Genomic DNA, 22,851 nt, shown 5'->3' on the forward strand with positions numbered 1-22,851 from the left:
TACACACCGATGCGATGTGCGTCTCGTCACACAGAATAGGATGAGATCACAGATCACACAACCCCCTGATGTGATATTTGTACTCGGGGTCCGCCGCTTTTGGCCTCTCTACCTCGCACGATGCTGGTACTCATGTACGATGCGACTGATATATCAACATTTGAGGATCGAGATGAGCCGGGCCTATATGAAGGCCCAGTCCATGACGCCTGCCGCCGGCTGCGCGGACGCGCCTTCGGCAATCGCCACTCTTGCCCGCCCGGATTCAAGGGCGCCAGGCCGCACCGCCAAGCGGTCGACAGGGCAGTCGGGCAGGTGGGGGTCCACTGCGCACCGCGTGAGATCGGATCTCGACCAGTGGTTTTCGGGCACTCGAGGGTGAAATCTGTGCGAGTTCAAGCGGTCTGAACGTCCCGTATCCCCGACAGTGGTATGTCTCACTCGACGAAGACCTTGTCCAATATGTGATCACAGATTACATTTGTGTTACCGCAGTGTTAGCGGGCGGGTGCCGTTGACGTGCCACCACGACCTGCGGTTGCGGTGGTGGTTCATGTCCCGGCGGCTGGCGAAAACGCCCGAAACTCGATGGTTTCACCGAAAGTTCACGAGCACGTAAAAGGAGGAGTGTTGTTGTGAGAGTGACCAAGTCGAGCCGAAGTGCCACCGCGGCGGGGCTGTTGGCGATTGTGTTGTGGAGTTCGATGGTCGGAATGATCCGACTGGTCACCGATAGCCTGGGGGCGATCGGGGGCGCGGCGATGATCTACTCGTGCTGTGCGATTCTGCTGTCGGTGACTGTCGGATGGCCCAAGTTCAAAGACTTCAGTCGGACGTATCTCGTCACCGGTGCCGTGATGTTCGCCGCGTATGAGGTGTGCTTTGCCCTCGCAATCGGACTGGCGGACACTCCGAGGCAGGCAATCGAAGTCGGAATCGTGAACTACCTGTGGCCGAGCCTGACGGTGGTGTTCGCGATCGTGTTCGCCGGACAGAAGGCTTCGCGCCTGACCCTGCCAGGCATCGTGCTATCGGTAGTCGGCATTGCCGTCGTTCTCGGCGGTGACGCCGGACTGGACGTCGCAGGCACTGTCGACAACGTGCGCTCGAATCCTCTGAGCTACGCGCTCGCGTTCGCCGGCGCAGTGATCTGGGCGGGCTACTGCACGGTCACCAAGCTGTTCGCAAACGGGAACAACGGCATTACTCCGTTCTTCGTGCTGACGGCCGTGTCGTTCTGGTGCATGTACCTGTTGTCCGGTCGCGAGCCGATGCACCTCAGCTTCACCGCGATCGCGGCGACGTTGGTGGCGGCGTGTGCGATCGGCTTCGGCTACGCCCTGTGGAATGTCGGAATCCTGCGCGGAAACATGACCTTGCTCGCCGCTGCCTCGTACTTCACGCCTGTACTGTCCGCCGCATTCTCATCGTTGATGTTGGCCACGGCACTCGGTCTCACGTTCTGGGTGGGAACTGCTGTGGTGTGCCTCGGGGCAATCCTGTGCTGGTTGGCGACGCGCGAACCGAAGGCAACCGTCGGAGTTCCCGAAGAGGACGGTTCGCTCGACGAGCAGAGCATCGACGAGGAGACTCTCGACGAAGAGAGTATGGAAGAGCCCACCGTCGTTCGTTCACTTCTCGGCACGCGAGTGGAATGCGTGGTAACCATCGCCAGTGATCACCGTTCGGCACCTCGGGTGCCGATCGACGTCGGGTCGGGAAGCTAGCGAAGCTGCGGATATTGCCTCTGCTCCAGCCGATTTCACCGGGAGTACCGATTCCTCTTTCGATGATCGGTTGGCTCGAAGTGCGCGGTGCGGGTAGAGCGGCACCGTAGACCTCGCGTGCCGAGCGTTCGACTCTGCGCGATCGTAAGTAGTGCCCCCATGCGGTTGGATCGCCCATCGTGGTGTCGACATCGTCGACGCACCGAGGAGCAGGCACGTGAGCAGTTCAACGATCGAGGCCGAGGCAGTGACCGACCGCGAACTCGAAGATCGGTTCCATCCGATCTTCGACCGGATCGCCGAGGGCGCGCTGGGGCGGGAACGGGATCGCCGGTTGCCGTTCGACGAGGTGGGTCTCCTTCGCGACGCGCGGTTCGGTGCCCTGCGCGTCCCCGTCGAGTTCGGCGGGTTCGGCGCGTCGGTCCGACAGCTGTTCGGCCTGCTGGTCGATCTGGCTGCCGCGGAATCCAATCTGCCCCAGGCGCTTCGGGTGCACTGGAGCTTCGTCGAGGACCAGCGTCTCGTCGCCCCGACTGACAACCGCGAGCGGTGGCTGCGTGCGGCCGCGGAGGGAACACTGGTCGGCAACGCCATCACCGAACCCGGGGTAGGAGCCGCCGACCGGTACCAGACGACGCTGCGCCGCGGCGACGACGGCACCTGGGTCCTGGACGGCGTGAAGTACTACAGCACGGGCAGTCTTTACGCCGATCACATCCTCGTCGCGGCCGACCGCGACGGCGAGCGGGTGTCGGTGCTGGTGGACGCGGACGCTCCGGGCGTGACCCAGACCGACGACTGGGACGGTTTCGGACAGCGGCTCACCGCAAGCGGTACGACCACGTTCTCGGGGGTCGTGGTGCCCGAGGAACGGATCCTCGGGCCCGGATACGGCGCGCCCGGCCGCACCTACGCGACGTCCTACCTGCAACTCGTGCAATTGGCCGTTCTCGCCGGGATCGCCCGCCGCGCGGAGACGGACACGGCGGAGTGGGTTCGGGCCCGCACCCGCACGTTCACCCACGCGGCTGCCGACCTGCCTCGGCACGACCCGCTCGTGCAGCAGGTGATCGGCAAGCTGTCCGCCGCCGCGTACGGCGCCCGCGCGACCGTGCTCGCCGTCGCCGACGAACTCGACCGCCTGCTCGACGCCGGCGGTGAGGACCCTGAACTCCTGGACCGCGCCGAGGCCGCCGCAGCCCGCGCGCAGTCCGTGGTGATCGGCCTCGTCCTCGACGCGACCGCGCAGTTGTTTGAGGTGGGGGGCGCGTCCGTCACCTCGTCGGAACTCGGTCTCGACCGGCACTGGCGCAACGCACGCACGATTTCGGCACACAACCCTCTGATCTACAAGCAGCAGTCGGTGGGGGCGTACGTCCTGAACGGTGATCCGCTGCCGTACGCCTGGAGCGCCGGGCAGCGGCAGAGCGTGCGCGACGCGGACGCGCCGGCATGACCCGGCAGATCCGCTTCAACGCGTTCGACATGAACTGCGTCGCCCACCAGTCGCCGGGACTGTGGCGGCACCCGGCCGACCAGTCGCACCGCTACACCGACCTCGGCTACTGGACCGACCTCGCCCGGCTCCTTGAACGCGGGCTGTTCGACGGCCTGTTCATCGCCGACGTGCTCGGCACCTACGACGTCTACGGCGGCACCGACGAGGCCGCGCTACGGCAGGGCGCCCAGATCCCGGTCGCAGACCCGTTGCTGCTCGTCTCGGCCATGGCAGCGGTCACCGAACACCTTGGTTTCGGCATCACCACGGGGACGGGATTCGAGCACCCGTATCCGTTCGCGCGCCGGCTCTCGACCCTCGACCACCTCACCCGGGGACGGATCGGGTGGAACGTCGTGACGGGTTACCTGCCGTCCGCGGCCCGGAACTTTGGTGACGCCGACCAACTCGACCACGACACCCGGTACGACCAGGCCGACGAGTACCTCGAGGTGCTCTACAAGCTGTGGGAAGGCTCGTGGGAGGATGACGCCGTTGTGCGCGACACCGAGCGCGGCGTGTACGTCGATCCGGAGAAGGTGCACCACATCGGCCACCGCGGAACGCATTTCACGGTCCCGGGCATCCACCTGTCGGAACCGTCGCCGCAGCGGTCGCCGGTGATCTACCAGGCGGGGGCATCGCCGCGCGGTATCCGGTTCGCCGCCGAGAACGCCGAGGCGATCTTCGTGGGGCCGCCGTCGAAGCGGGTGCTGAAGGACACCGTCGCACGGATCCGGCAGGCACTCGTGGACGCCGGCCGCGACCCCTATTCGGCGCGGATCTACGCGCTGTCCACCGTCATCACAGACAGCACCGACGCGGCCGCGGCCGCGAAGCAGGAGGAGTACCGGCGATACGCCGACCTCGAGGGCGCGCTGGTCTTCACGTCCGGCTGGATGGGGATCGACCTGTCGCGGTACGACCTCGACGACCCGATCGGAAACGTCGAGAGCAATGCCATACAGTCGGCCGTTGCCGCATTCCAGGAGGCCGCGGACGACGGCCGCGAGTGGACCGTCCGCGACATCGCGGAGTGGGCGAGCATCGGCGGCCTCGGGCCGCGGTTCGTCGGCTCCGGCGAGACCGTCGCGACGCAGTTGCAGGAGTGGGTGGCCGACACCGACGTCGACGGGTTCAACCTGGCGTACGCGATCACGCCGGGATCGTTCGAGGACGTCGTCACCCACGTCGTGCCGGCGCTGCAGGCCCGCGGTGCCTACCCGACCGGTTACACCGACGGGACCCTGCGCCACAAGCTGTTCGGAAAGGGCGACCGGCTTCCCACCGACCACCGGGGTGCGCGGTACCGCCTCGGCGGTGACCTCTCGACGCGGACCGACCGCTACCGCGCGTACACGAACTCCTGAACGACCACCACAACCACCGGGAGCACCCATGAGCACACCCCGCACCGCCGCCGCCGCCGCCGTCGTCGGAGCCGGACTGGCCGGCACCACCGCCGCGCTCGGCCTCGTCGACGCCGGTTTCACCGTCACCCTCTACAGTGACCGCGACCGCGACGCCTTGCGCAACGACGTCCCGGCCACCGGCACCGCCGTCTACTTCGGCAAGTCCCGCGAGGCCGACGCCCGCATCATCGAGGACCTCTACGCCGACGGTCCGCACTCGACCGGGATGAGCACCCGTCTGCACACGGGGGAGGGCGACACCCGCGCCGATGTCCTCGAGTTCGACCCCGACTTCCGGTACGTCGCGCAGGGCGTCGACGTGCGGTTGCGGGCCGACGACCGGCTCGGCCGCTTCCTGGACCGCGGCGGCCGCTTCGAGGTCCGGGCGGTGAACCCCGACGACCTCGATGCGATTGCCGCCGACCACGACCTGACACTCGTGGCGACCGGAAAGGGCGGGCTGTCCACGTTGTTCCCGGTCGACACCGAACGGACCGTGTACAGCGAACCGCAGCGCCGACTGCTGCTGGTGACGTTGCAGGGCCTGGGACACGGCCCGGACACCTTCGGCTACCGGTCCGCTGCGGGCGGCGCGCACAATCTCTTCAACCTGCACACCGATTTCGGTGAGGCCTGGCTCGGCCCGTACCTGCACAAGGACGCCGGCGCCACGTGGAGCTTCCTCGGCTTCGCGAAGCCGGGCAGTCCGTGGGAGGAGCGGTTCGCCGCGGTCACCGACGTGCACTCCGCGCGGCAGACCGTCGTCGACTTCTACCGCGACTATTTCCCGCACGACGCCCCCGAGATCGAGCAGTTGCAGGTGATCGAGTCCGACCCGCATTCGTGGCTGAAAGGGGCGGTCACCCCGACGGTGCGGCGCGCGGTCGGGACGACCAGGAGCGGCCACGTGGTCGCGGCGATCGGCGACACCGCGATCGCGTTCGATCCCCTCGCCGGGCAGGGGGCCCAGAACACCGCCGTGCAGGTGGCTGCGCTCGTCGACGCGGCACGCGGGCACGACGGCGAGTTCACCGCCGACTGGCTGTCCGAGCAGTTCGAGAAGCACTGGCACACACGGGGTCACGCGGCCGCCGAGGTCACCCGCCTGTTCCTCGGCGACCCGAAGTACGCGGTCCACGCCGAATTGCTGTTCCCGGCGGCGACCGTCAGCGAACCCGTCGCCGCGGCCCTGTTCGGTTTCCTCTCCGAACCCGACACGCTGATCGGTATCGACACCCGGGAGGACATTCTCGCGTTCATCGCCGCCGTGGCCGGAGAACCTGCGGAGGACGTGCTGGCACGGTTCGCGCCGAGCGACGGATTCACCGCATCTCCCGCGGCGGCCCGAGCCTAGGCAGCTCCTGTCTGTTCCCACACGATGGCCGCGGCGCCAGTGGTGGTGGTCAGCTGCTGACCGCCACCACCGGTCACCGAACGGCCAGGTTAGCCAGGGGCCCCTGCGTCGGATCGACATCGACTTCCTCACCGTTCGTTCGCCGACGATCTCGCGCGCCGCATCCCTGCGCGCGAGCGACGCTCGTTCCCGGCGCCGGGCACCCCCCCCACCGAGGACGAGCCCGCCCTCGTGGCGCAGGCTCTCGCTGACTTTCTCGCGCTGTGAGAGCCGGTGTCATGGTCGGTCGGGAGGGTGCAGTAGGTCGGCGATGGTGATTTCCGCCGTCGGCGTCAGGACGTTTCGGTGATAGTCGGAGATCGAATCGACGAGTGCCGACACTGCGGGCGCGGCGAAGTGTTCGGGATCCCAGCCCGCATAGAGGGTGACGGCGAGGATGCCTTCGGGGACTCGGATCGGCACACGGATGAGGTTGAAGAGGGGTTGGTCGGTCAGTACGGCAACCCCCTGGCCCGATGCGGCGAGTGCTCTGGCCACAGATGTCACCGATACAACTCGGGGGTCGACGTAGGCGAGGCCTTGGCGGGCGGTGGCGGTATCGAATGCGAGTCGGGCGGCGTTGTTGCGGTGCATCAGGATGAGCGATTCTTGAACGAGGTCGGCTAAGGGGACTTGGGTCTGTCCGGCCAGGGGGTGTTCCGGTGATGCCAGTGCGCACACCGGGGCGCGGCCGATGACACGGGTCTCCATCGACCCGGGTGGAGGGAACGTCGAGATGCCGATGTCGGCATCTCCGCGCTGGACCACGTCGTACACGGTGCGGGTATCCCGCTCGATGATGTCGTTCAGTCCTGACCGCAGGTATCGACCAGCGAGATACGGTCCGAGGACGTCGGCGATGGTGGTCGCCGGCGCCGCGATCGTCAGCGGGATGTCGTCGCCTCGGGCGAGGTGCCTGAGTACCGAGCTCGCTTGGTCGGCCCGTGCCACGAGGTCGCGCGCGAGCGGCAGGAAACGTTCGCCTGCGACACTCAGACGCAAAGCGCCCGGTCCGCGGCGAAACAACTCGACACCCAGCTTCTGCTGCAAATTGTGGAGTTGCCGGGAGAGCGAGGGTTGCGCCACTCTCACCGCGCGGGCGGCCGCCGTAACCGACCCGTGGTCGACGACGGCAAGGAAATATCGAAGTACACGAATCTCCACCATGCCTCCTAGGCATTGGCCTGCTGCGAAATGGATATTGGACGGTTATAGCAGCACTCTTCACACTTATCTCCACGCACGTGATTGTGAGCCGGCTCATGGCTCCATTTCTTTCGAGGAGAAGGCATGAACGCTACATCCGGCCCGGGTTCCGAGGCCGTCCCGAACCTTCGCGGGGCTCGGAGAGCAGGCTTCGGCGCGTTGATCGGCACCACGGTGGAGTGGTACGACTTCTTCATCTTCGGTACCGCGGCCGCACTCGCTTTCGGGCAGGTGTTCTTCCCGTCGGCATCGCCAACCGTGGGACTGCTCGCCTCGTTCGCGACGTTCTGGTCGGGTTTTCTGGCTCGCCCCCTCGGGGGTGTGATCTTCGGCCATCTCGGCGATCGGATCGGCCGGAAGAAGACGCTGATCACCACCCTCGTCCTGATGGGTCTGTCCAGTACCGCCATCGGACTATTGCCCGGCTATGCGTCGATCGGCATCGCCGCCCCCGTTCTGCTCATCCTGCTCCGGATGGTTCAAGGACTCGCGTTGGGCGGCGAGTGGGGTGGTGCGGTGTTGATCGCCGCCGAGCACGCGCCGCCCGGCCGACGCATGCTGTTCGGTGCTTTCGCGCAGCAGGGATCGCCCGTCGGCAACATCTTGGCGACCCTGGCCTTTCTGGGCGTCAGCACACTCCCGGCGGACGATTTCGCCGCCTGGGGTTGGCGGATCCCATTCCTCTTCTCGGCTGTACTGCTTCTGGTCGGGTTGATCATTCGAATCGGTGTGGAGGAATCGCCGGAGTTCCTTGCGGCGAGGGAAAATGGGGAGATTTCCGAGGCGCCGGCACTCGAAACCATCCGAACCGCTCCCGTCCCGCTCCTTCTCGGAATCGGAGCCGCGGCGATCGGTGTCGGTGGGGCCTACTTCATGGGCACGTTCATGGTTGCGTGGACGACCACCGACCTGGGTGTCAGCCGATCGACGATCTTGTCGGCCTTGCTGCTGGCAACGATCGTGCAGTTCTTCGTCCAACCCATCGGCGCACTCCTGGCGGATCGCTTCGGGGGTACTCGAATCATGGTGACGGCGCTGGTCGCCACGGTGATTTTGACTCCACTTGTCTATGCGCTGGTCAGCACAGGGGAGATTGCTCTGATCTACGTCGGCCTCGCTCTCGGTGCTCTGACGAGTCCGGCCTACTTTGCGGTGTTGGCCGGCTTCCTCGCGCAAGCGTTCGACGCCCGGATCCGCTATACCGGTATCTCTTTGGCCTACCAATTGTCGGCAACGTTGATCGGCGGAATGGTGCCGTTCATCGCTCAGTGGCTCCTCGCCGGCAGTGGCATCGCCATGGTGGCGGGGTACCACGTGGCCCTCACCTTGCTCACCTTGGCGTGTGTGGTCCTGCTCGCCCGGCGAATGCGAACTCGGCCGGCCCCTCACTCGGAGCGCACAGATGTCAGCCTCAACGTCTCGGCCGACCGTCATGTCGTTGCGGAAGTCGACTGAACACCACCACCATCACGAGCTAAGGACCATCTCATGGACACACCCGCACGACCGCGCATCGTTCGCGGACGTCGAATCCTCACCTCCGCTGCGGAATCCGCCAACGCGATCGCGATGATCGGTGACCGCATCGTTGCGCTCGGCGACACCAACGAACTGCTCCGACAATTCCCCACCGCCTGGGTCGATGACAGGGGAGACACCGTAATCTCACCCGGATTTCACGACGCACACCTGCACCTCGCTATGGCCGCCGAGAACGAACTGAAGCTCGACGTGTCACCCTCGCAGGCATCCACGCTCACGCAGCTACTCGATAAAATCGGTGCTGCGGCCAAGGACGACCCTGGACAAGGCTGGGTCCGCGCGGTGGGCTACGACGATGCAAAGATGCCCGAAGGTCGCGTTCTGACCCGCTGGGACCTGGACACCGTCACCGGGAACGTTCCCACGATCGTCCTCCACGTCGCCTGTCATTGGGGAGTGGTCAACTCCGCAGCGCTTGCCGCGGGAGGCATCACGGACAACTCGGAGCCGCCCAGCGGAGGTGACTTCGGACGGGACGGAACTGGTCGGCTCAACGGCATTCTCTATGAGCGTGCTCTCACCGATTTCGCCTACGCCCAGGGTGATGTGGACGGGAGGACGGTCGTACCAGAGTTAGGATTCGACGAACGGATAACAGCGCTAGGGAATGTGATTCGGCGTTGGCACGCAGCAGGGTTGACATCGGTCTGCGACGCATTTTCCGGGCCCGCGGACATTCGTCTGTTCGAGGCCGCTCGCGAGCAGGGCCTGCTGACGATGCGTGTCGGATTCCTTCTCGCCGCCGAGCACTACGACTCGGTACACCGGCTCGGCCTACGCTCGGGGTTCGGCGACGACCACCTGCGCTTTGTCGGAGTGAAGGCGCTCGTCGACGGTGCTGTCGGCGGACGAACCCTCCTTCTGGAAGAGCCGGACCGCGACACCGGGCATCACGGCATCCAGGTGCTCACCCGTGAGGAGCTCGCCGAGGTGGTCCAGAAGGTGCACGGTGACGGCAACCGAGTCTGCGTCCATGCCAACGGCGACCGCGCCATCCGGCTCGTCCTCGACGAATTCGAAACCGCGCAAAAGAAAATGCCGCGACCCGGACTGCGGCACCGCATCGAACACTGCAGTGTGGTGGACGAGGACATCTTGCGACGCATGAACGAGCTTTCCGCGATCGCGGTCCCCTTCGGCAACTACGTCCACCAACATGGCGGCCATCTCATCGACTGGTACGGCGAGGACCGGGTAGAGCGGATGTTTGCACACCGGGCGTTCCTCGATGCCGGAGTAGCCGTGGCGGGGTCCTCCGACTTCCCCTGTGGAGCAGTCGAACCCCTCCTGGCGATGCAGAGCATGGTGACTCGAACCGGGTGGGACGGTGCCCTCGTCGGGTCATCGCAACGTGTCTCGCCGACCGAAGCCCTCGCGATTTACACAGCAGGATCAGCGGTTGCCACCGGCGAGGAAGACCGCAAGGGCACACTCGCCGCCGGCCGGCTCGCTGACTTCGTTGTTCTGGAAGAGGATCCGCTGGAAGTCCCGCACGACCAGATCTCGAAGATCGGTGTCCAATCAACGTTTGTCGGGGGCGTGGAGGTGTACACGCGAGACTGAGACGACGCGCCGGCGGGGTGAGTTGACCATTGCGCTCACTTGCCCCACCGGTCTGGTCGGGGATCGGTACCGGAGTGGGCATGTTGTTGCTGTTCCGTGGACTGCGTCGTGGGGCGATGAGCGTGGTGGCTCCGATCGGAGACGTGCGGCATGGCGTTGCCCGCTTGCATCGGCACTCACGCCGGACCCGCGCCGACTGCGGCCTGCTCTCGATGGCCTCATCGCAGCGTCCGGCATTGCTGTGCACTATATTTCGCTGAATCAGGCGGGGCGCGGTCAGGATTGTGCCCCGTCGCCGCTGGCCGCCAATCGTCGTTCTACAGACGACCCATCACCGGCGTCCATTCGACGATTCGATGTTCGGGTACGAGGCCGTGGATGACGAAGGGATCGTGCGTGAAGAGTTGTGCGACCGCGTCGGGTGTGTCGGACTCCACGAGGATGAAGGCACCGCTGTCATCGGCGTAGGGGCCGCAGGTGATGACGGTCCGGTGCACGACCAATTCGGCGAGCCATGCTCGGTGTGCGGATCGGTACGTGTCACGGCCAGCAGCGGTTTCGGCTGAGTAGGTGTAGTCGACGACGAAGTGTGGCATGGTTTCTGATTCCTCGGGGGTGGATGCAGCAGTCGGTGCGCAGGACCTGAGTCTCCTTGCACGGGACGACGGCGGCACACTGCGGTGGGCAGTGTGCCGCCCCATGTCGGTGTCAGCCGAGCAGTTCGTAGATCAGCAGGCCGGACAGGGACAGGATCGAGATGAATCCCAGGGCGCCGATGATGTTTTTCCACCAGGTGTTGCGGAGATTGCCCATCAGCTGGGAGTTGTTGCTCATCACGAGGAGCAGGAGCCCGAGGAACGGTGCGATCAGGACGGTCAATGCCTGGGCGAAGATGATCAGCTGGACAGGGGATTTCGTGAACAGGATCGTGATCAGGAGTCCGAAGGCGAGGATTACGGCGCTGGTGCGTTTGGCTGTCAGCGTGCTGGGCGACGGTCCTTTGCCGAGCGCGTCGGAGAGCATGGTGCCTCCGGCGGTGGCGTTGGCGACCATGGCGGAGAACGCGGCACCGGAGAGACCGAGCGCGAAGATTGTCGATCCGATCGGGCCGGCGATGGGTTCGAAGATCTTGGCCAGGCCTGCGAGGGTGGTTGCTTCGGTGTTCTGTTGGCCGAGGACGGCCGCGGCGACGATGATCACGAGGGAAGTCATGATACCGGGTGCCACGATGCCCGGGATGGTGTCGGCGATGGTGGTTTGCCGGTATTCGGCTGCAGTGCGCTTGCGTTCGTGGGTGCCGTACGAGGTGAAGAAAGCTGCGTTGAGGGAGAAGTTTGTGCCGACGAGGGCCACGACGAGGAGCTGCCCTCCCGGCGGAATGCTGGGAACCACCCCGTTGAGTGCCTCGTACCAGTCCGGTTTGGCGATGATGGCACTGAAGACGAAGGTGGCCGCGAGGAGGGCGACGATCACCAGCAGGACGCGTTCGACGGTGCGGTAGACGTTGCGGAACAACAGGATCAGTCCGACGAAGACTGTGCAGACGGCGGACCACACTATCGGGGACCCGCCGAAGACCATCGACAGTCCCAGTCCGGATCCGACGGCGTTGCCCACGGAGAAACACAGGGTGATGATGAAGACTCCGATGCCGGCGCCGACGCCGACGCGTCGGCCCAGGACGTCTTTGACCGAGCTGATCATCGATACTGGGGTACGGATGCCGAGGCGGACACTCATGTCGGCGTAGACCAGCATGAAGATCGTCGAGACGGCGATCACCCAGATCAGGGAGTAGCTGTATTCACTGCCGGCTTGGACGGCACTGGCGAGGTTGCCGGGCCCGAACTGCCACGCTCCGGCGATGAATGCGGGACCGGCCATGGCCAGAGTCCGAACCCAGTACCGCCGCTGCGGCCGGACGCGACCTCCGGGCGGCGGAGGGGTGTCTGCGACCACTGAATCGCCTCCGACGGGATCGGCTGATGTGCGAGATGGCTGACTCATCGATGAGCCTACTTTCTGGTGTTCGAACCGCAGACGAGGAGTGTGGCGCAACTGACGATGGTCATCCGACGCTGCCGGCTCGGAAGGGGCGAACGGAACCTGCGGCCAGAAGTGGGCCGGGTCTGTTGCGGGCGGTGCCGGCCGGCCCGGGGTGTCCGGGCCGGGCGGCGGTACCGGCACGTGGCGCGGTGGCACCGCGTGCGGCGGATTCCGTGAATCCGAAGTGACGGTTCGAGCGAGGTCAGGCGTGGGCGACGACCGAGGTCAGCCCGGCCGACTGCAGCGCGGCGGCGATTTCGGCACCTGCGCCCTCGGCCAGCGGCAACAACGGTGAGCGCACGGTGGCGTGTTCGAGGATTCCGCGGGCGACGAGGCCTTCCTTGAGGGCGACGGTGCCTTCCATGTGCGAGCCGCGGTGGTAGACGTTCGCCGTCACCGGCAGGAGGCGGTCGTGGATGGCCCGTGCCGCGGGGTAGTCCTTGGCCTTGCCTGCTGCGATGAGTTCGACCAGCGGCTCGGGCGCGAGTCCGCCGTAGCCGACCAGCAGGCCGTCGACGTCGAACATGGTGTGCAGCAGATACTCGTCATGGCAGCTCAGGATCTGCAGGTCGGGGTTCTCGCGGCGCAGGACCGGGATCTCACGGTCCCAGCGGCGCATGTTCCGCACACCGTTCTTTGTGGCGAACACACCGGGCTGGGCGGCGATCTCGAGCTGGGTGTCCAGGTTGTACGTGGCCTTGGTGGCGTCGGGGTACTGGAACAGGATCAACGGCAGGCCGGACCCTTCGTGAATCGCCTTGTACCGATCCTGCGGGGCGCCGTCCTGGTAACCGAACCGCAGCCATCCGTGGGAGGGGTAGACCAGGCCGGCCGAGGCGCCGGCGTCGACTGCGCGGCGGGCCTCCTCAACGGAGACGGCGGTGCCTTCGCCAGTGATGCCGGCAATGATCGGCAGCCGGCCGTCGACGGAGTCCTTGAAAGCGGCGATGACGCGAACCTGCTCGTCCTGGGTGAGGAAGGTGCCCTCGCCGGCGTGGCCGAGTACGACCAGGCCTTTGACACCGTCGACACTGCCGAGCCACGAGCCGAGGCGCTGGATGGCGTCGTAGTCGACGGCGCCGTCACGGGTGAAGGGTGTCACCGGCGCCGGTGTGAGGCCGCGGAGGTCGAGTGTGCTCATGGTTGCTCTTTTCCATCGGAGGATCTGCGTTGTGCAAACGTTCCCGGGAACGTTCCCGTGAACGTTTTCATCGTGCGATACGATCGGGGCTGTGTCAAGGGTCACGTGCTGAATCGGATGTGATCAGGCCTTCCTCACGCGCTGAGGACCGGGCCGAGGCGGTAGAGAGGAAGACCATGGAAGCCAATGGGAGCGCGCCCCAGCGGGCGCGGGACGGTAAGCACGTCGTGACGCTGCGTGAAGTGGCGGAGGCGGCAGGTGTGAGCACCTCGACCGTCAGCCGCGTGCTCGACGACCGCGTGCCGCCGTCCCGCTCCGCGACCGCCGAACGAGTGCGGGCGGTCGCCGATCAATTGGGCTACCGGCGCAACACCTTCGCATCGAGCCTGCGCCGCGGGCAGACCGCGACGATCGGCGTCCTCGTCCCACGGTTGAGCGACACCGTCATGGCCTTGATGTACGAGGCGATCAGCCGGGCCGCGACCCGCCTCGGCTACTTCACGGTCGTCGCCACCACGGGGGACAACCCCGCCGACGAGTCCGACGCGGCGAGGACGCTGCTCGCCCGGAACGTCGACGGCCTGATCGTCGCCTCGAGCCGGCGAGACGATCCCTTGCCGGGTGAACTGCGGGAGCGCGGCGTGCCCCACGCGCTTGTGCTTCGTACGGACGGCATCAGTCCGTCCTCGGTCGGCGACGACGAGGCCGGTGGCTATCTCGCCACCCGCCATCTGATCGACCTCGGGCACACCGACATCGCCGTCCTGTCGGGCCCGTTGTTCGCGTCCACCGCCGTCGGTCGTCTGGCCGGGGCGCGAAAGGCGCTCCGGGAAGCGGGAATCGCGGAAGTGCCCGAGTGGATCGTCGAAACGACGTTCGGCATCGAGGACGGCGAGGAGGCCGGGAACCGGCTCTTCCGCTCCGCGTCCCGTCCGACGGCCGTCTTCGCCGCCAACGACAACCTCGCACTCGGAGTCGTCGCCGCCGCGCACCGATGCTTGTTGACCGTCGGCGACGACGTCGCCCTGGTCGGCTACAACGACATCCCACTGTCGCAACGTCTTCCGGTCCCTCTCACCTCGGTGCGCACCCCGTTCGACCAGATTGCGGCCACCGCGCTCGATCTGATGCTCGCCACCAGCCCCGTCGACGAACCGATCCGGCGTGCGATGCCCACCCTGATTCCGCGTCGCTCGTCCGGATCGCACCGGGCGAGAAATGAAGCACGCTCGTAAGGACCGAAGCTTGGCGTATTGACGCAGACCGACGGCAAGCCCCGACGGTCACCCCGTCATCGAAGAGAGCTTCTGGTTCAGCAGCATCGTGTTCGACGAGGTTGCCCGCGCCGGTGTCTCGTTCGGCTCGTACACCGTTCACTGTTGTCTGATCCTGCCGTATCAAGCAGCTCGGCTCAGTAGCCCTGTTGAACGGCCGACCGATTCGGCGCATGGGTCACCTAGGCTGGATTACGGGGATGCGCTCCCTCGAGCAAGCGTGCGTGCGGTCGCCCTGGTCTCTGCCCGTCGGGCCCCGTTGGCCGTCAGTAAAGTCGATCTTTCAGCAAAAAATCGTCAAAATAGCGTAATGTTTGGAATATGGCTGATCGGGTGAAGACCACGCGGACCGAGGTGGTGTATGACGAAGTTCGGGCCGAGATCCTCAATGGCGAGGTCAGCCCCGGGGTTCGGCTGAAGATCGCTGATCTCGGCGCACGTTTCGGGGTCAGCCTGTCCGTGGTCCGGGAGGCGTTGACACGGCTGGGTGAGCAGGGGCTGGTGGTGGCGAATCCGCAGCGAGGATTCAACGTCGTGGACGTGTCTCCGGAAGATCTGAAGGACATCACGTATGTGCGGATTCAGATCGAGACGATGGCCCTGAAGGATTCCATCGAGCACGGCGGGCTGGCGTGGGAGTCGCTGGTGGTGTCGACCCATCACACCCTCGAGCGGACACCGGTGCATCTGCCCGATGGCCGTATCAATTGTCAGTGGCTGCAGGTGCACCGCGACTTCCATCAGGCCCTCCTCGCGGGCTGCGGCAGCCCCCGGTTGCAGTCGATTGCCAATTCGCTTCGGGACGGTGCCGAGCTGTACCGGGTCTGGTCGGACACTCTCGCCCACGACCGGAGGGATCTCGCGGGGGAGCACCGAGCCATCATGGAGGCTGCGCTGTCGGGCGATGTGGAGAATGCTCAACGTCTGCTCACCGAACACATCGCCCGAACAACCGACGCGTTGCTCGGCTGTTCGCAGCTCGGGGTGCCGTCCGAGTAGTGTGCAGATCTCGTCCGCGAAAAGCGCGTACCGTGGCTGTGCGGGTACGTGCTGTCGGGAGGCGGCCCGGGTGGGCGCCGCCTCCCGAAAACACTTGATTCTGCCGTGATGTCGGCTGTCGGATCAGATCAGCGGGTTGCGCAGCTCCCCGATGCCTTCGATGTAGCTGACCAGGGTCCCCCCGCGGGGGAGGAACCGCTTCGGTGAGCGTGCGCCGCCGACGCCGGCGGGTGTTCCGGTGAAGATGATGTCGCCGGGCAGCAGCGGACAGATCGCGGAGATTCGCGCTACCAGTTCGGGGATGGAAAAGATCAGGTCGCTGGTGCGGCCCTTCTGCAGCACTTCGTCGTCGAGGGAGCATCCGATCTCGAGGTCGTCGACGTTGGGCAGTTCGTCGACCGAGACGACGGCGGGACCGATCGGCCCGAATCCGGGAAAGGACTTCCCCAACCCGAATTGCGGTGCCGGCCCGGCGAGCTGGATCGCTCGTTCGGAAATGTCCTGACCGACAGTCAATCCGGCGATGTGTTCCCACCCGCGGTCCTCGGAGACGCGCTCGGCCTTCTTGCCGATGACGGCGACCAGTTCGACTTCCCAGTCGACGTTGTCGGAGGGCAGCGCGATCGGCGCCGTCGGGCCGGTGATGCAGGTGGGGAATTTGGTGAACACCAGCGGCGCGTCCGGTTCGTCGAGACCTGATTCGGCGGCGTGATCGCGGTAGTTCAATCCGATCGCGAACACCTGCCGGGGCATCGCGACCGGTGCGCCGATTGCCGCACGGTCGAACGGCCGGTAGTTGTCCGCGGAAAGGGAGTGCGCCCAGTCGGTGAGCTCGTTCCAGCGTTCGTAGATGTCGAATCCGGAGGCGGCGAAGCGGCCATTGCTGGCGTGTTCGATGTCGAGTGCGACGTCGCCGTCGATGACGTGAAAACGGTTGTTCACGCTGCTGATGCGCATGTGGCGTCCTAGTTTCGGTGTGGAGATGAGTAAGCGTGGGTTAGCCGGCGGAATGGGAGCCGGTCATGAGTGCGGCGAGGTCTTCGGGTGCCAGGAACGAGGGCGGGGGTGGCGGGCCCCAGTTGTAGAGGCCTTTCGCGCCTTCGATGACCTCCGGTTTCCACAGCTGTTCGTCGACGATGCAGTCGAGGTCGCTGTAGTACTCGGCGAAATTGCCGGCCGGGTCCTTGAGGTACCAGAAGAAGTTGGACCCGATGTGGTGGCGGCCGAGGCCCCAGACATGCCGGTCGGGGTGGCCTTCGAGCATGGCCGTCGCTCCCCGTCCGACCTCGTCGACATCCTCGACTTCCCACGCGGTGTGGTGCAGGAAGTTCAGCGGTGCCTGCTGGATCAACACGTTGTGGTGATCTTCCGAGCAGCGCATGAAACTGGCCAGTCCCGGCACCCGGTCGCTCGTCTTGAAACCGAGACCTTCGGCGAAGAACCGTTGGCTGGCGTCCTGGTCGAGGGAGCCGATGACGATGTGCCCGAGTTTGCGCGGTCGTACCGGTCCGGTGCGGCTGATCGCGGAGGCGCGCTCGTCGGTCCGGTCGTGGCGGCCCGGTCCGTTGGTGAGTGGTGCCGGGGCGGGCTTCTGCTTCACCTCGGGGGCGATCTCGACGACGACGGTCAGGGAGGAGTTCGGGTCCTCGACGGTGAGTGAGCCTTCCTCTGCCTTGTAGGCGATGGCGAGGCGGTCGAGTTGGGATCCGATGCGGGCGAGGTCGTCGCTGTCGTGCACTCCGATGCCGAGTTCGAGCAGCCGTCGTTGCGGCGCCGACGCCAGGCGCAGTTGTTCCCCGCCGTCGACGGTGCCGAATCGGTGCTCGCCCAGGTCGGTGAGGCCGAAGTCGCGGTAGTAGTCGGCGGTGGCCCCGGGGTCGGGGACTCCGATGGTGATGGTGGTCAATCGATGCAGACTCATCGTTTCTCCTATGCGGGGGTCGTGGACCGGGCTGCGGTGGCGTCCCGGTGCGGGTTGTCGGGGGCGGTGCGTGCGGCGGCGAACTGGATGTACCAGTCGAGGAGTTCGGGCGCATCGACGGTCGCCGGATCGACCACTGCCGCAGGCGAAGCGCCCTGCATGAGCCGTTTGAGAGGGATCTCGAGCTTCTTTCCCGTCCGCGTGTGCGGGACCCCGGGTGCGGCGATGATGTCGTCCGGCACGTGCCGGGGGGAGGCGCTGGCCCGGATGGTGTCGACGATCCGGTGCCGGAGTTCGTCGTCGAGGTGGATCCCCGGGACGAGGACGACGAACAGCGGCATCCAGTACCCGCCGTCGGAGTCTTCGACACCGAGGACGAGCGCTTCCTGTATCTCGGGCAACTGCTCGACGGCGTCGTAGATGTCGGCGCTGCCCATACGCACACCGTGCCGGTTCAACGTCGAGTCCGAGCGACCGTGGATCACGACGCTGCCGCGGTCGGTGATGGTGATCCAGTCTCCCTGGCGCCACACCCCGGGATACATCGAGTAGTACGTCTCCCGATATCGGTCCCCGTCGGGATCGTTCCAGAACCGGATCGGCATCGAGGGCATCGGTTCGGTGATGACCAGTTCGCCCACGTCCCCGGTCACCGAGTGGCCGCCGGGGTCGAAGGCATCGACGGCCACCGCGAGACACGGTCCGGAGATCTCTCCGGACCAGACCGCCAGGGTGGGTGCACTGCCGACGAATCCGGTGACCACGTCGGTGCCGCCGCTCGTGGAGGCGATGCGAACCCGGGGCCCGAGTTGGTGGGCCAACCATTCGGCTGTGCTGGCCGGTAGCGCGGCTCCGGTCACTCCGACGCCCCGCAGCATGTCGAGGGCGCGTGGCCCGCGTAGATCGGAAGGGGAGTCCTTCATGCACCCGAGGAGGTAGCCGGGACTTGTGCCGAGAAGGGTGACACCGAACCGGTCGGCCATGTCCCACAACGCGTCCACCGCGGGGAACGTGGGGCTGCCGTCGTAACACACGATGGTCGCCCCCACCAGCAAGCCACCGACGAGGCTGTTCCACATCATCCAGCTCGGTGTGGTGAACCAGAAGAAGGTATCTCGCTCGCCCAGATCGAAGTGCAGCGCAGTGATTTTGAGTTGTTCGAGCAGCACCCCGCCATGGCCGTGGACGATGCCTTTCGGCACCCCGGTGGTGCCCGAGGAGAACACCACCCACAGCGGGTGATCGAACGGAACCGGCAGTGGTTCGAGGGGGTATTCTCCGTCGGTCGCGTCCGACCACGCGGTCATCCCTGCCACGCCGGCGCCGACGCGGTCGACCGCGATCGCCAGTCGAACGGTCGGGAGCAGGGACCGCAACTCGGCTGCGGCGTCGGCCCGGTCGCGGACTTGTCCGTTGAAGCGGTACCCGTCGGCGGTGATCAAGGCCGCCGGCTCGAGTTGCCCGAGCCGGGCGTGCGCCGCGGGTACCGCGTAGTCCTGCCCACACGATGCCCAGATCGCGCCGAGCGTCGCGGTGGCCAGGAACGCGACGACCGCCTCGGCGATGTTGGGCAGATAGCCGACCACCCGGTCACCGGGTCCGATTCCGTTGCTGCGCAGGGTGTGTGCCAGCGCTCCTACCTGCCTGCGCAACTCCCGCCGGGTGAGGGTCGTGGTGTGGGCGCCGGGCTCGGCGGCATCGATGATCGCCACCGAGTCCGGGTTGCCCTGTCGCAGGAGGTGTTCGGCGTAGTTGAGTTGTGATCCGGCGAACCAGGTTGCACCCGGCATGGCCGATGTGGTCAAGGCGGGGCCCGGCGTGGTCGTCGAATGGACATCGAAATGGTCCCAGACCGCCTGCCAGAAATCGCCGAGGTTCTCGACGGACCAGCGATGCAGGTCACCGTAGGTCGGCAACGTCAGGTGATGGCGTTGTTCGGCGAACCTGGTGAAACGCGTGATCTGCGCGGCGTGGACGTCACCGGGGGTCGGTTCCCAGATCGGCTGAGCCATCTCGGTCTCCTGTCGACTCGTAGAGGGTGGGATGCGCGGCACCTGTCAGGGTGTCGGGGTGAGGAGCTGATCGAATACCCGCTGCAAATCGGTGTACGGATCCTCGCCGGCGCCGAGCGAACGCCAGGCGATGAAGCGGTCGGGGCGCACCAGCACGGCGCCATGGGACCCGATGGCGCGGTTCTTCAACCATGCGCAGCGAATGTCGATGTAGTCCCCGGTGAGCACACCGACCCGGATCGCGTCGAGCGGAATGTCGCGTTCGAGGGCCAGTTTGGCGGCGGCCTCGCACCACGCCTGTCCGTCTTCGCCGGCGATCAGGAGGAATTTGCCGTCGCCGGCCAGTTCGGCGAGGGAGAGGCGGTCACCTTCGCGTTCGACGAAGGCGTGCGGCAGCGGATGCCCGGCCCGGGTGGAGGGCTCGTAGAGCCGGATCGCGTCGAGCGGTTCCGGTTCGGCGGTGCCGTCCGAGACGATCGCCCCGACGGGGTAGGTGTAACCGAATTCGACGTGGTGATGCCGGAATTCCATGGTCTGCGAACCGATGGCGGTATTGAGAGCGTGCCGCTTCTCGGCCGAGCCCGGCATGTCCGTCCACATCGGACGCAGCAGCGCCCAGTTCTCCTCGGCCGTCAAGTCCGGCGACAACCCGATCGCCTGATCGATGGTGAAGTGGTTCAACGCGTTTTCCATCGCGCGTTGGGCGTTGTAGGCGTCGACGGGCTTGCGTTCGCTCTCGTAGGTGTCGAGCAGCGTCTCGCCGGCCGCGCCGGTGAGGACGGCGGCGATCTTCCAGGCCAGGTTGTGTGCATCGTGCACCGCGCTGTTGAGCCCCAGTCCGCCGGTCGGTGGGTGACGGTGCGCGGCGTCGCCGATCAGGAATACCCGGCCGACCCGGAACTTATCGGCCACCAGGGCCTCCATGATCCATTGGCTGATGTTGTGGACCTCGGGCTCGCAGTCGGGCAGACCCAGGGTGGCGCGCATCCGGTCGAGGACTTTGGTGCGATCGAGTGCGGCGGCGTCGTCGACCGCGTACTGCATGTGGAAGACCCATTCCTCCGATGCCGGGCCCCAATGATCCGGGCCCATCGGCACCAGAACGCCACTGAAGGAACCCCCGAAGTCGGGGTTGACCAGCCACCGGATCAGCACCTCGGGATCGCGAGCCCATTGCGACAGGTCGGCAGTCATGTGCACCGACACCATCCGCATCACATCGCGGGTGCCCTCCATCTGCACCCCGAGCTGCTTGCCGACGGCGCGTCCGCCGTCGCACCCGAGCACGTACTGGGCATGCACGGTGTAGTGCTCACCGGTGTCCTTGTTCAGGATCCGGGCCTCCACACCGTCGGAATCCTGTTCCAGAGAGACGAATTCGTGATTGAACCGGATCTTCTCCGCTCCCGCGAGGGACTCGGCGTGCGCGCGGAGAATGGGTTCGAGCCGGATCTGCGGAAGGTTGCTGGTACGGCACGAGCTGGCCGCGACATAGTCGGGATCGGTGTAGCCGGCACCCCACACCTCGAGGCGGCCGAGCTCACGGCCGTAACCGTCATGCGGTCCGGTCAAACCCGTGTACCACCCGGTGGCCTGCATGTTTTCCGGCGGCGTCCCGCGGTCGTAGACCGCATCCGCGACACCGACCTCCCGGAAGATCTCCATCGTCCTCTGGTTGAGTACATGCGCCTTGGGCAGCACCGACGTCGTGGGATAGGCCGAGACGAGCAGTGAGTCCACCCCCAGCCGCGACAGCAGCATGGACGAGGTCAAACCGGCGCCGCCGCCGCCGACGATCAACACAGGTACCTGCACGTCACTCATGATTTCGCTCCAACTTCTCGGTCACGACCGGGTCTCGCATCAACAGGGCCGGGGAGTGGGCCACGTCACAAGCATTGCAGATAACGACGATTATCGCAATAAAAATCGATTTTCTTTGAAGGTGGCGACGACCGCCTCCGCACATCACGGTGATCCGTGTCAGGGGGCGGTGGGCTCGCGGAGGATCATGGTCGGGTCGGTGCGGCGGAGGGCGTCGATCGCCCCGGCTGTGTCGCGGCTTTCGAGGGCGTTGACGAGGTCTTCCATGACCTCGGCGAGGGGGTTCAGATGCACGGCGGGTGCCGTCGCTTCGAGCACCGCCCGCAGGTAGGACACCCCGACGTCCATGATGCTCAGGTACAGGGTGTCGAGCAGCAGTCCCTTACCGATCCCGGCCAAGTAGGCGTGCAGTTCCCAGCAGGCCCAGACGAAGTCCGACACCGCCTGGGAGTTGCGGGTGCGGCGCACCTCCCAGATCAACTGCGCGAAGGCTTTCAACTGTTGTCGATATTTCTAACACTAATTAATAGGTTCTGACATTGTCTGCCGGTGTGAATGGTGAGGCCGCGGAATGCTGGGGATGTCGGTGGTTGGGCTGTGCAGGGCGGAGGGGAGGGCCGGTGGCCTTCTCGGCGCATGATTTATTCGCGACCTGGTGCACTCGGGTTCGCCGGCTTTCCCATCCGGATCATCGACCGAAGGATTCACCATGACCCTCACCGACACGGCCGCCCTCTCGACCTCGGCGGTCACCGAACGCGAACGCCTCGTCGCGGCTGCCCGCGACCTCTCACCTCCGCTGCGGTCGAACGCCGCGCGCGCCGAGGAGGACCGCCGCGTTCCGCAGGAAAACATCGATGCCCTGCGGAATGCCGGCCTGTTCGACATCATCAAACCGGCCCGCTTCGGTGGCTCCGAGGAGGGTTTCCGCACCTTCCTCGAGGTGGCGCTGGAAATCGGCCGCTCCTGCGCCTCCACGGCCTGGGTGACCACCCTGTCCAGATGCCGATGATCGAACGGGCGCGGGCGAGGATGGATTCCGCCCACGCGGCCCAGCGTTGCCGCGAGGCGGTCGAGACCCTGCTCAATGTGGGAGGCGCGGGCCAGTTTCGCGCAAGTCAACCCGCTGCAGCGGATCTGGCGCGACCTCGAGACCAGTTCCCGGCACGCGTTCGTCAACGTGAACATCAACCAGGAGATCTACGGCCGCGCCCTGCTCGAAATCGAGGAGCAGGTCTCCCCTTTCGTCTGAGCGCCCGCGGACGACAACAGCGAGACGGCAGGAGCAACTCC

Annotated in this window: 19 protein-coding genes; 10 read left to right on the forward strand and 9 right to left on the reverse strand. The window is 66.0% G+C overall.

Features of this window, described 5'->3' with window-relative positions:
- Positions 1-635 precede the first annotated feature (635 nt).
- The 4 genes from yddG to ACFWAY_RS07390 all read left to right on the forward strand — a co-directional run bounded on the left by yddG (position 636) and on the right by ACFWAY_RS07390 (position 5,991).
- A complete protein-coding gene (gene yddG / locus ACFWAY_RS07375) occupies positions 636-1,727 on the forward strand; it encodes an aromatic amino acid DMT transporter YddG (RefSeq protein ID WP_378510315.1) in 1,092 nt (363 codons plus the stop codon).
- A 217-nt stretch (positions 1,728-1,944) separates the two neighbouring features.
- The gene (locus ACFWAY_RS07380; RefSeq protein ID WP_378510316.1) at positions 1,945-3,183 is read left to right on the forward strand and encodes an acyl-CoA dehydrogenase family protein; all 1,239 of its coding nucleotides are present in this window, start codon (positions 1,945-1,947) and stop codon (positions 3,181-3,183) included.
- Positions 3,180-4,595, forward strand: coding sequence for an LLM class flavin-dependent oxidoreductase (locus ACFWAY_RS07385; RefSeq protein ID WP_378450612.1), 1,416 nt, complete (start codon positions 3,180-3,182; stop codon positions 4,593-4,595). Before ACFWAY_RS07380 ends, ACFWAY_RS07385 begins: the two co-directional genes overlap by 4 nt.
- Positions 4,596-4,623: 28 nt before the next feature.
- The gene (locus tag ACFWAY_RS07390; protein ID WP_378510317.1) at positions 4,624-5,991 is read left to right on the forward strand and encodes a styrene monooxygenase/indole monooxygenase family protein; all 1,368 of its coding nucleotides are present in this window, start codon (positions 4,624-4,626) and stop codon (positions 5,989-5,991) included.
- A gap of 276 nt (positions 5,992-6,267) precedes the next feature.
- Here ACFWAY_RS07390 and ACFWAY_RS07395 read toward each other — a convergent pair whose 3' ends face one another.
- Positions 6,268-7,197 carry a LysR family transcriptional regulator gene (locus tag ACFWAY_RS07395; protein WP_378510318.1) on the reverse strand — a complete coding sequence of 310 codons (930 nt, stop codon included), beginning with the start codon at positions 7,195-7,197 and terminating at the stop codon, positions 6,268-6,270.
- A 123-nt stretch (positions 7,198-7,320) separates the two neighbouring features.
- Between ACFWAY_RS07395 and ACFWAY_RS07400 the strand changes: the two genes are divergently transcribed.
- On the forward strand, positions 7,321-8,691 hold the full coding sequence (locus tag ACFWAY_RS07400) for an MFS transporter (protein ID WP_378510319.1): 1,371 nt from the start codon (positions 7,321-7,323) through the stop codon (positions 8,689-8,691).
- Between the two features lie 33 nt (positions 8,692-8,724).
- Positions 8,725-10,341, forward strand: coding sequence for an amidohydrolase (locus ACFWAY_RS07405; RefSeq protein ID WP_378510320.1), 1,617 nt, complete (start codon positions 8,725-8,727; stop codon positions 10,339-10,341).
- 317 nt (positions 10,342-10,658) lie between these two features.
- Here the strand turns inward: ACFWAY_RS07405 and ACFWAY_RS07410 are convergent, their stop codons facing one another.
- The 3 genes from ACFWAY_RS07410 to ACFWAY_RS07420 all read right to left on the reverse strand — a co-directional run bounded on the left by ACFWAY_RS07410 (position 10,659) and on the right by ACFWAY_RS07420 (position 13,528).
- Complete coding sequence (locus ACFWAY_RS07410; RefSeq protein WP_378510321.1) at positions 10,659-10,937, reverse strand: YciI family protein; 279 nt, start codon at positions 10,935-10,937, stop codon at positions 10,659-10,661.
- 112 nt (positions 10,938-11,049) lie between these two features.
- Complete coding sequence (locus ACFWAY_RS07415) at positions 11,050-12,225, reverse strand: Nramp family divalent metal transporter (protein WP_378450640.1); 1,176 nt, start codon at positions 12,223-12,225, stop codon at positions 11,050-11,052.
- Between the two features lie 364 nt (positions 12,226-12,589).
- On the reverse strand, positions 12,590-13,528 hold the full coding sequence (locus tag ACFWAY_RS07420; protein WP_378450618.1) for a dihydrodipicolinate synthase family protein: 939 nt from the start codon (positions 13,526-13,528) through the stop codon (positions 12,590-12,592).
- 176 nt (positions 13,529-13,704) lie between these two features.
- Here ACFWAY_RS07420 and ACFWAY_RS07425 point away from each other — a divergent pair, with 176 nt between their 5' ends.
- Together ACFWAY_RS07425 and ACFWAY_RS07430 are read left to right on the forward strand one after the other, a co-directional pair.
- Positions 13,705-14,763: a LacI family DNA-binding transcriptional regulator gene (locus ACFWAY_RS07425; protein WP_378450619.1), complete on the forward strand. Its 1,059-nt coding sequence runs from the start codon at positions 13,705-13,707 to the stop codon at positions 14,761-14,763.
- 360 nt (positions 14,764-15,123) lie between these two features.
- The gene (locus ACFWAY_RS07430) at positions 15,124-15,801 is read left to right on the forward strand and encodes a GntR family transcriptional regulator (RefSeq protein ID WP_378450620.1); all 678 of its coding nucleotides are present in this window, start codon (positions 15,124-15,126) and stop codon (positions 15,799-15,801) included.
- A gap of 123 nt (positions 15,802-15,924) precedes the next feature.
- Here ACFWAY_RS07430 and ACFWAY_RS07435 read toward each other — a convergent pair whose 3' ends face one another.
- The 5 genes from ACFWAY_RS07435 to ACFWAY_RS07455 form a co-directional block, all read right to left on the reverse strand.
- On the reverse strand, positions 15,925-16,758 hold the full coding sequence (locus ACFWAY_RS07435) for a fumarylacetoacetate hydrolase family protein (RefSeq protein ID WP_378450621.1): 834 nt from the start codon (positions 16,756-16,758) through the stop codon (positions 15,925-15,927).
- Positions 16,759-16,798: 40 nt separating this feature from the next.
- Complete coding sequence (locus ACFWAY_RS07440; protein ID WP_378450622.1) at positions 16,799-17,722, reverse strand: VOC family protein; 924 nt, start codon at positions 17,720-17,722, stop codon at positions 16,799-16,801.
- 8 nt (positions 17,723-17,730) lie between these two features.
- Positions 17,731-19,734 carry an acetoacetate--CoA ligase gene (locus ACFWAY_RS07445; RefSeq protein ID WP_378450623.1) on the reverse strand — a complete coding sequence of 668 codons (2,004 nt, stop codon included), beginning with the start codon at positions 19,732-19,734 and terminating at the stop codon, positions 17,731-17,733.
- Positions 19,735-19,779: 45 nt separating this feature from the next.
- A complete protein-coding gene (locus ACFWAY_RS07450; protein WP_378510322.1) occupies positions 19,780-21,558 on the reverse strand; it encodes an FAD-dependent monooxygenase in 1,779 nt (592 codons plus the stop codon).
- 159 nt (positions 21,559-21,717) lie between these two features.
- Positions 21,718-22,056 carry an FCD domain-containing protein gene (locus tag ACFWAY_RS07455; protein WP_378510323.1) on the reverse strand — a complete coding sequence of 113 codons (339 nt, stop codon included), beginning with the start codon at positions 22,054-22,056 and terminating at the stop codon, positions 21,718-21,720.
- A 211-nt stretch (positions 22,057-22,267) separates the two neighbouring features.
- On the opposite strand from ACFWAY_RS07455, the gene ACFWAY_RS07460 reads away from it, so the two are divergent.
- On the forward strand, positions 22,268-22,570 hold the full coding sequence (locus tag ACFWAY_RS07460; RefSeq protein WP_378510324.1) for an acyl-CoA dehydrogenase family protein: 303 nt from the start codon (positions 22,268-22,270) through the stop codon (positions 22,568-22,570).
- 75 nt (positions 22,571-22,645) lie between these two features.
- Positions 22,646-22,810: a hypothetical protein gene (locus tag ACFWAY_RS07465; RefSeq protein ID WP_378510325.1), complete on the forward strand. Its 165-nt coding sequence runs from the start codon at positions 22,646-22,648 to the stop codon at positions 22,808-22,810.
- Positions 22,811-22,851 lie beyond the last annotated feature (41 nt).

This window comes from Rhodococcus sp. NPDC059968 (genome assembly GCF_042738615.1).
GTDB lineage: Bacteria > Actinomycetota > Actinomycetes > Mycobacteriales > Mycobacteriaceae > Rhodococcus_F.

What these genes read in the sequence shown, in the direction of transcription:
- ACFWAY_RS07385 (WP_378450612.1), top strand. Translation starts at nt 3,180, where the DNA reads ATGACCCGGCAGATCCGCTTCAACGCGTTCGACATGAACTGCGTCGCC.
- ACFWAY_RS07390 (WP_378510317.1), top strand. Translation starts at nt 4,624, where the DNA reads ATGAGCACACCCCGCACCGCCGCCGCCGCCGCCGTCGTCGGAGCCGGA.
- ACFWAY_RS07395 (WP_378510318.1), bottom strand. Translation starts at nt 7,197, where the DNA reads ATGGTGGAGATTCGTGTACTTCGATATTTCCTTGCCGTCGTCGACCAC.
- ACFWAY_RS07400 (WP_378510319.1), top strand. Translation starts at nt 7,321, where the DNA reads ATGAACGCTACATCCGGCCCGGGTTCCGAGGCCGTCCCGAACCTTCGC.
- ACFWAY_RS07405 (WP_378510320.1), top strand. Translation starts at nt 8,725, where the DNA reads ATGGACACACCCGCACGACCGCGCATCGTTCGCGGACGTCGAATCCTC.
- ACFWAY_RS07410 (WP_378510321.1), bottom strand. Translation starts at nt 10,937, where the DNA reads ATGCCACACTTCGTCGTCGACTACACCTACTCAGCCGAAACCGCTGCT.
- ACFWAY_RS07415 (WP_378450640.1), bottom strand. Translation starts at nt 12,225, where the DNA reads ATGGCCGGTCCCGCATTCATCGCCGGAGCGTGGCAGTTCGGGCCCGGC.
- ACFWAY_RS07420 (WP_378450618.1), bottom strand. Translation starts at nt 13,528, where the DNA reads ATGAGCACACTCGACCTCCGCGGCCTCACACCGGCGCCGGTGACACCC.
- ACFWAY_RS07425 (WP_378450619.1), top strand. Translation starts at nt 13,705, where the DNA reads ATGGAAGCCAATGGGAGCGCGCCCCAGCGGGCGCGGGACGGTAAGCAC.
- ACFWAY_RS07430 (WP_378450620.1), top strand. Translation starts at nt 15,124, where the DNA reads ATGGCTGATCGGGTGAAGACCACGCGGACCGAGGTGGTGTATGACGAA.
- ACFWAY_RS07435 (WP_378450621.1), bottom strand. Translation starts at nt 16,758, where the DNA reads ATGCGCATCAGCAGCGTGAACAACCGTTTTCACGTCATCGACGGCGAC.
- ACFWAY_RS07440 (WP_378450622.1), bottom strand. Translation starts at nt 17,722, where the DNA reads ATGAGTCTGCATCGATTGACCACCATCACCATCGGAGTCCCCGACCCC.
- ACFWAY_RS07445 (WP_378450623.1), bottom strand. Translation starts at nt 19,734, where the DNA reads ATGGCTCAGCCGATCTGGGAACCGACCCCCGGTGACGTCCACGCCGCG.
- ACFWAY_RS07450 (WP_378510322.1), bottom strand. Translation starts at nt 21,558, where the DNA reads ATGAGTGACGTGCAGGTACCTGTGTTGATCGTCGGCGGCGGCGGCGCC.
- ACFWAY_RS07460 (WP_378510324.1), top strand. Translation starts at nt 22,268, where the DNA reads ATGACCCTCACCGACACGGCCGCCCTCTCGACCTCGGCGGTCACCGAA.
- ACFWAY_RS07465 (WP_378510325.1), top strand. Translation starts at nt 22,646, where the DNA reads ATGTGGGAGGCGCGGGCCAGTTTCGCGCAAGTCAACCCGCTGCAGCGG.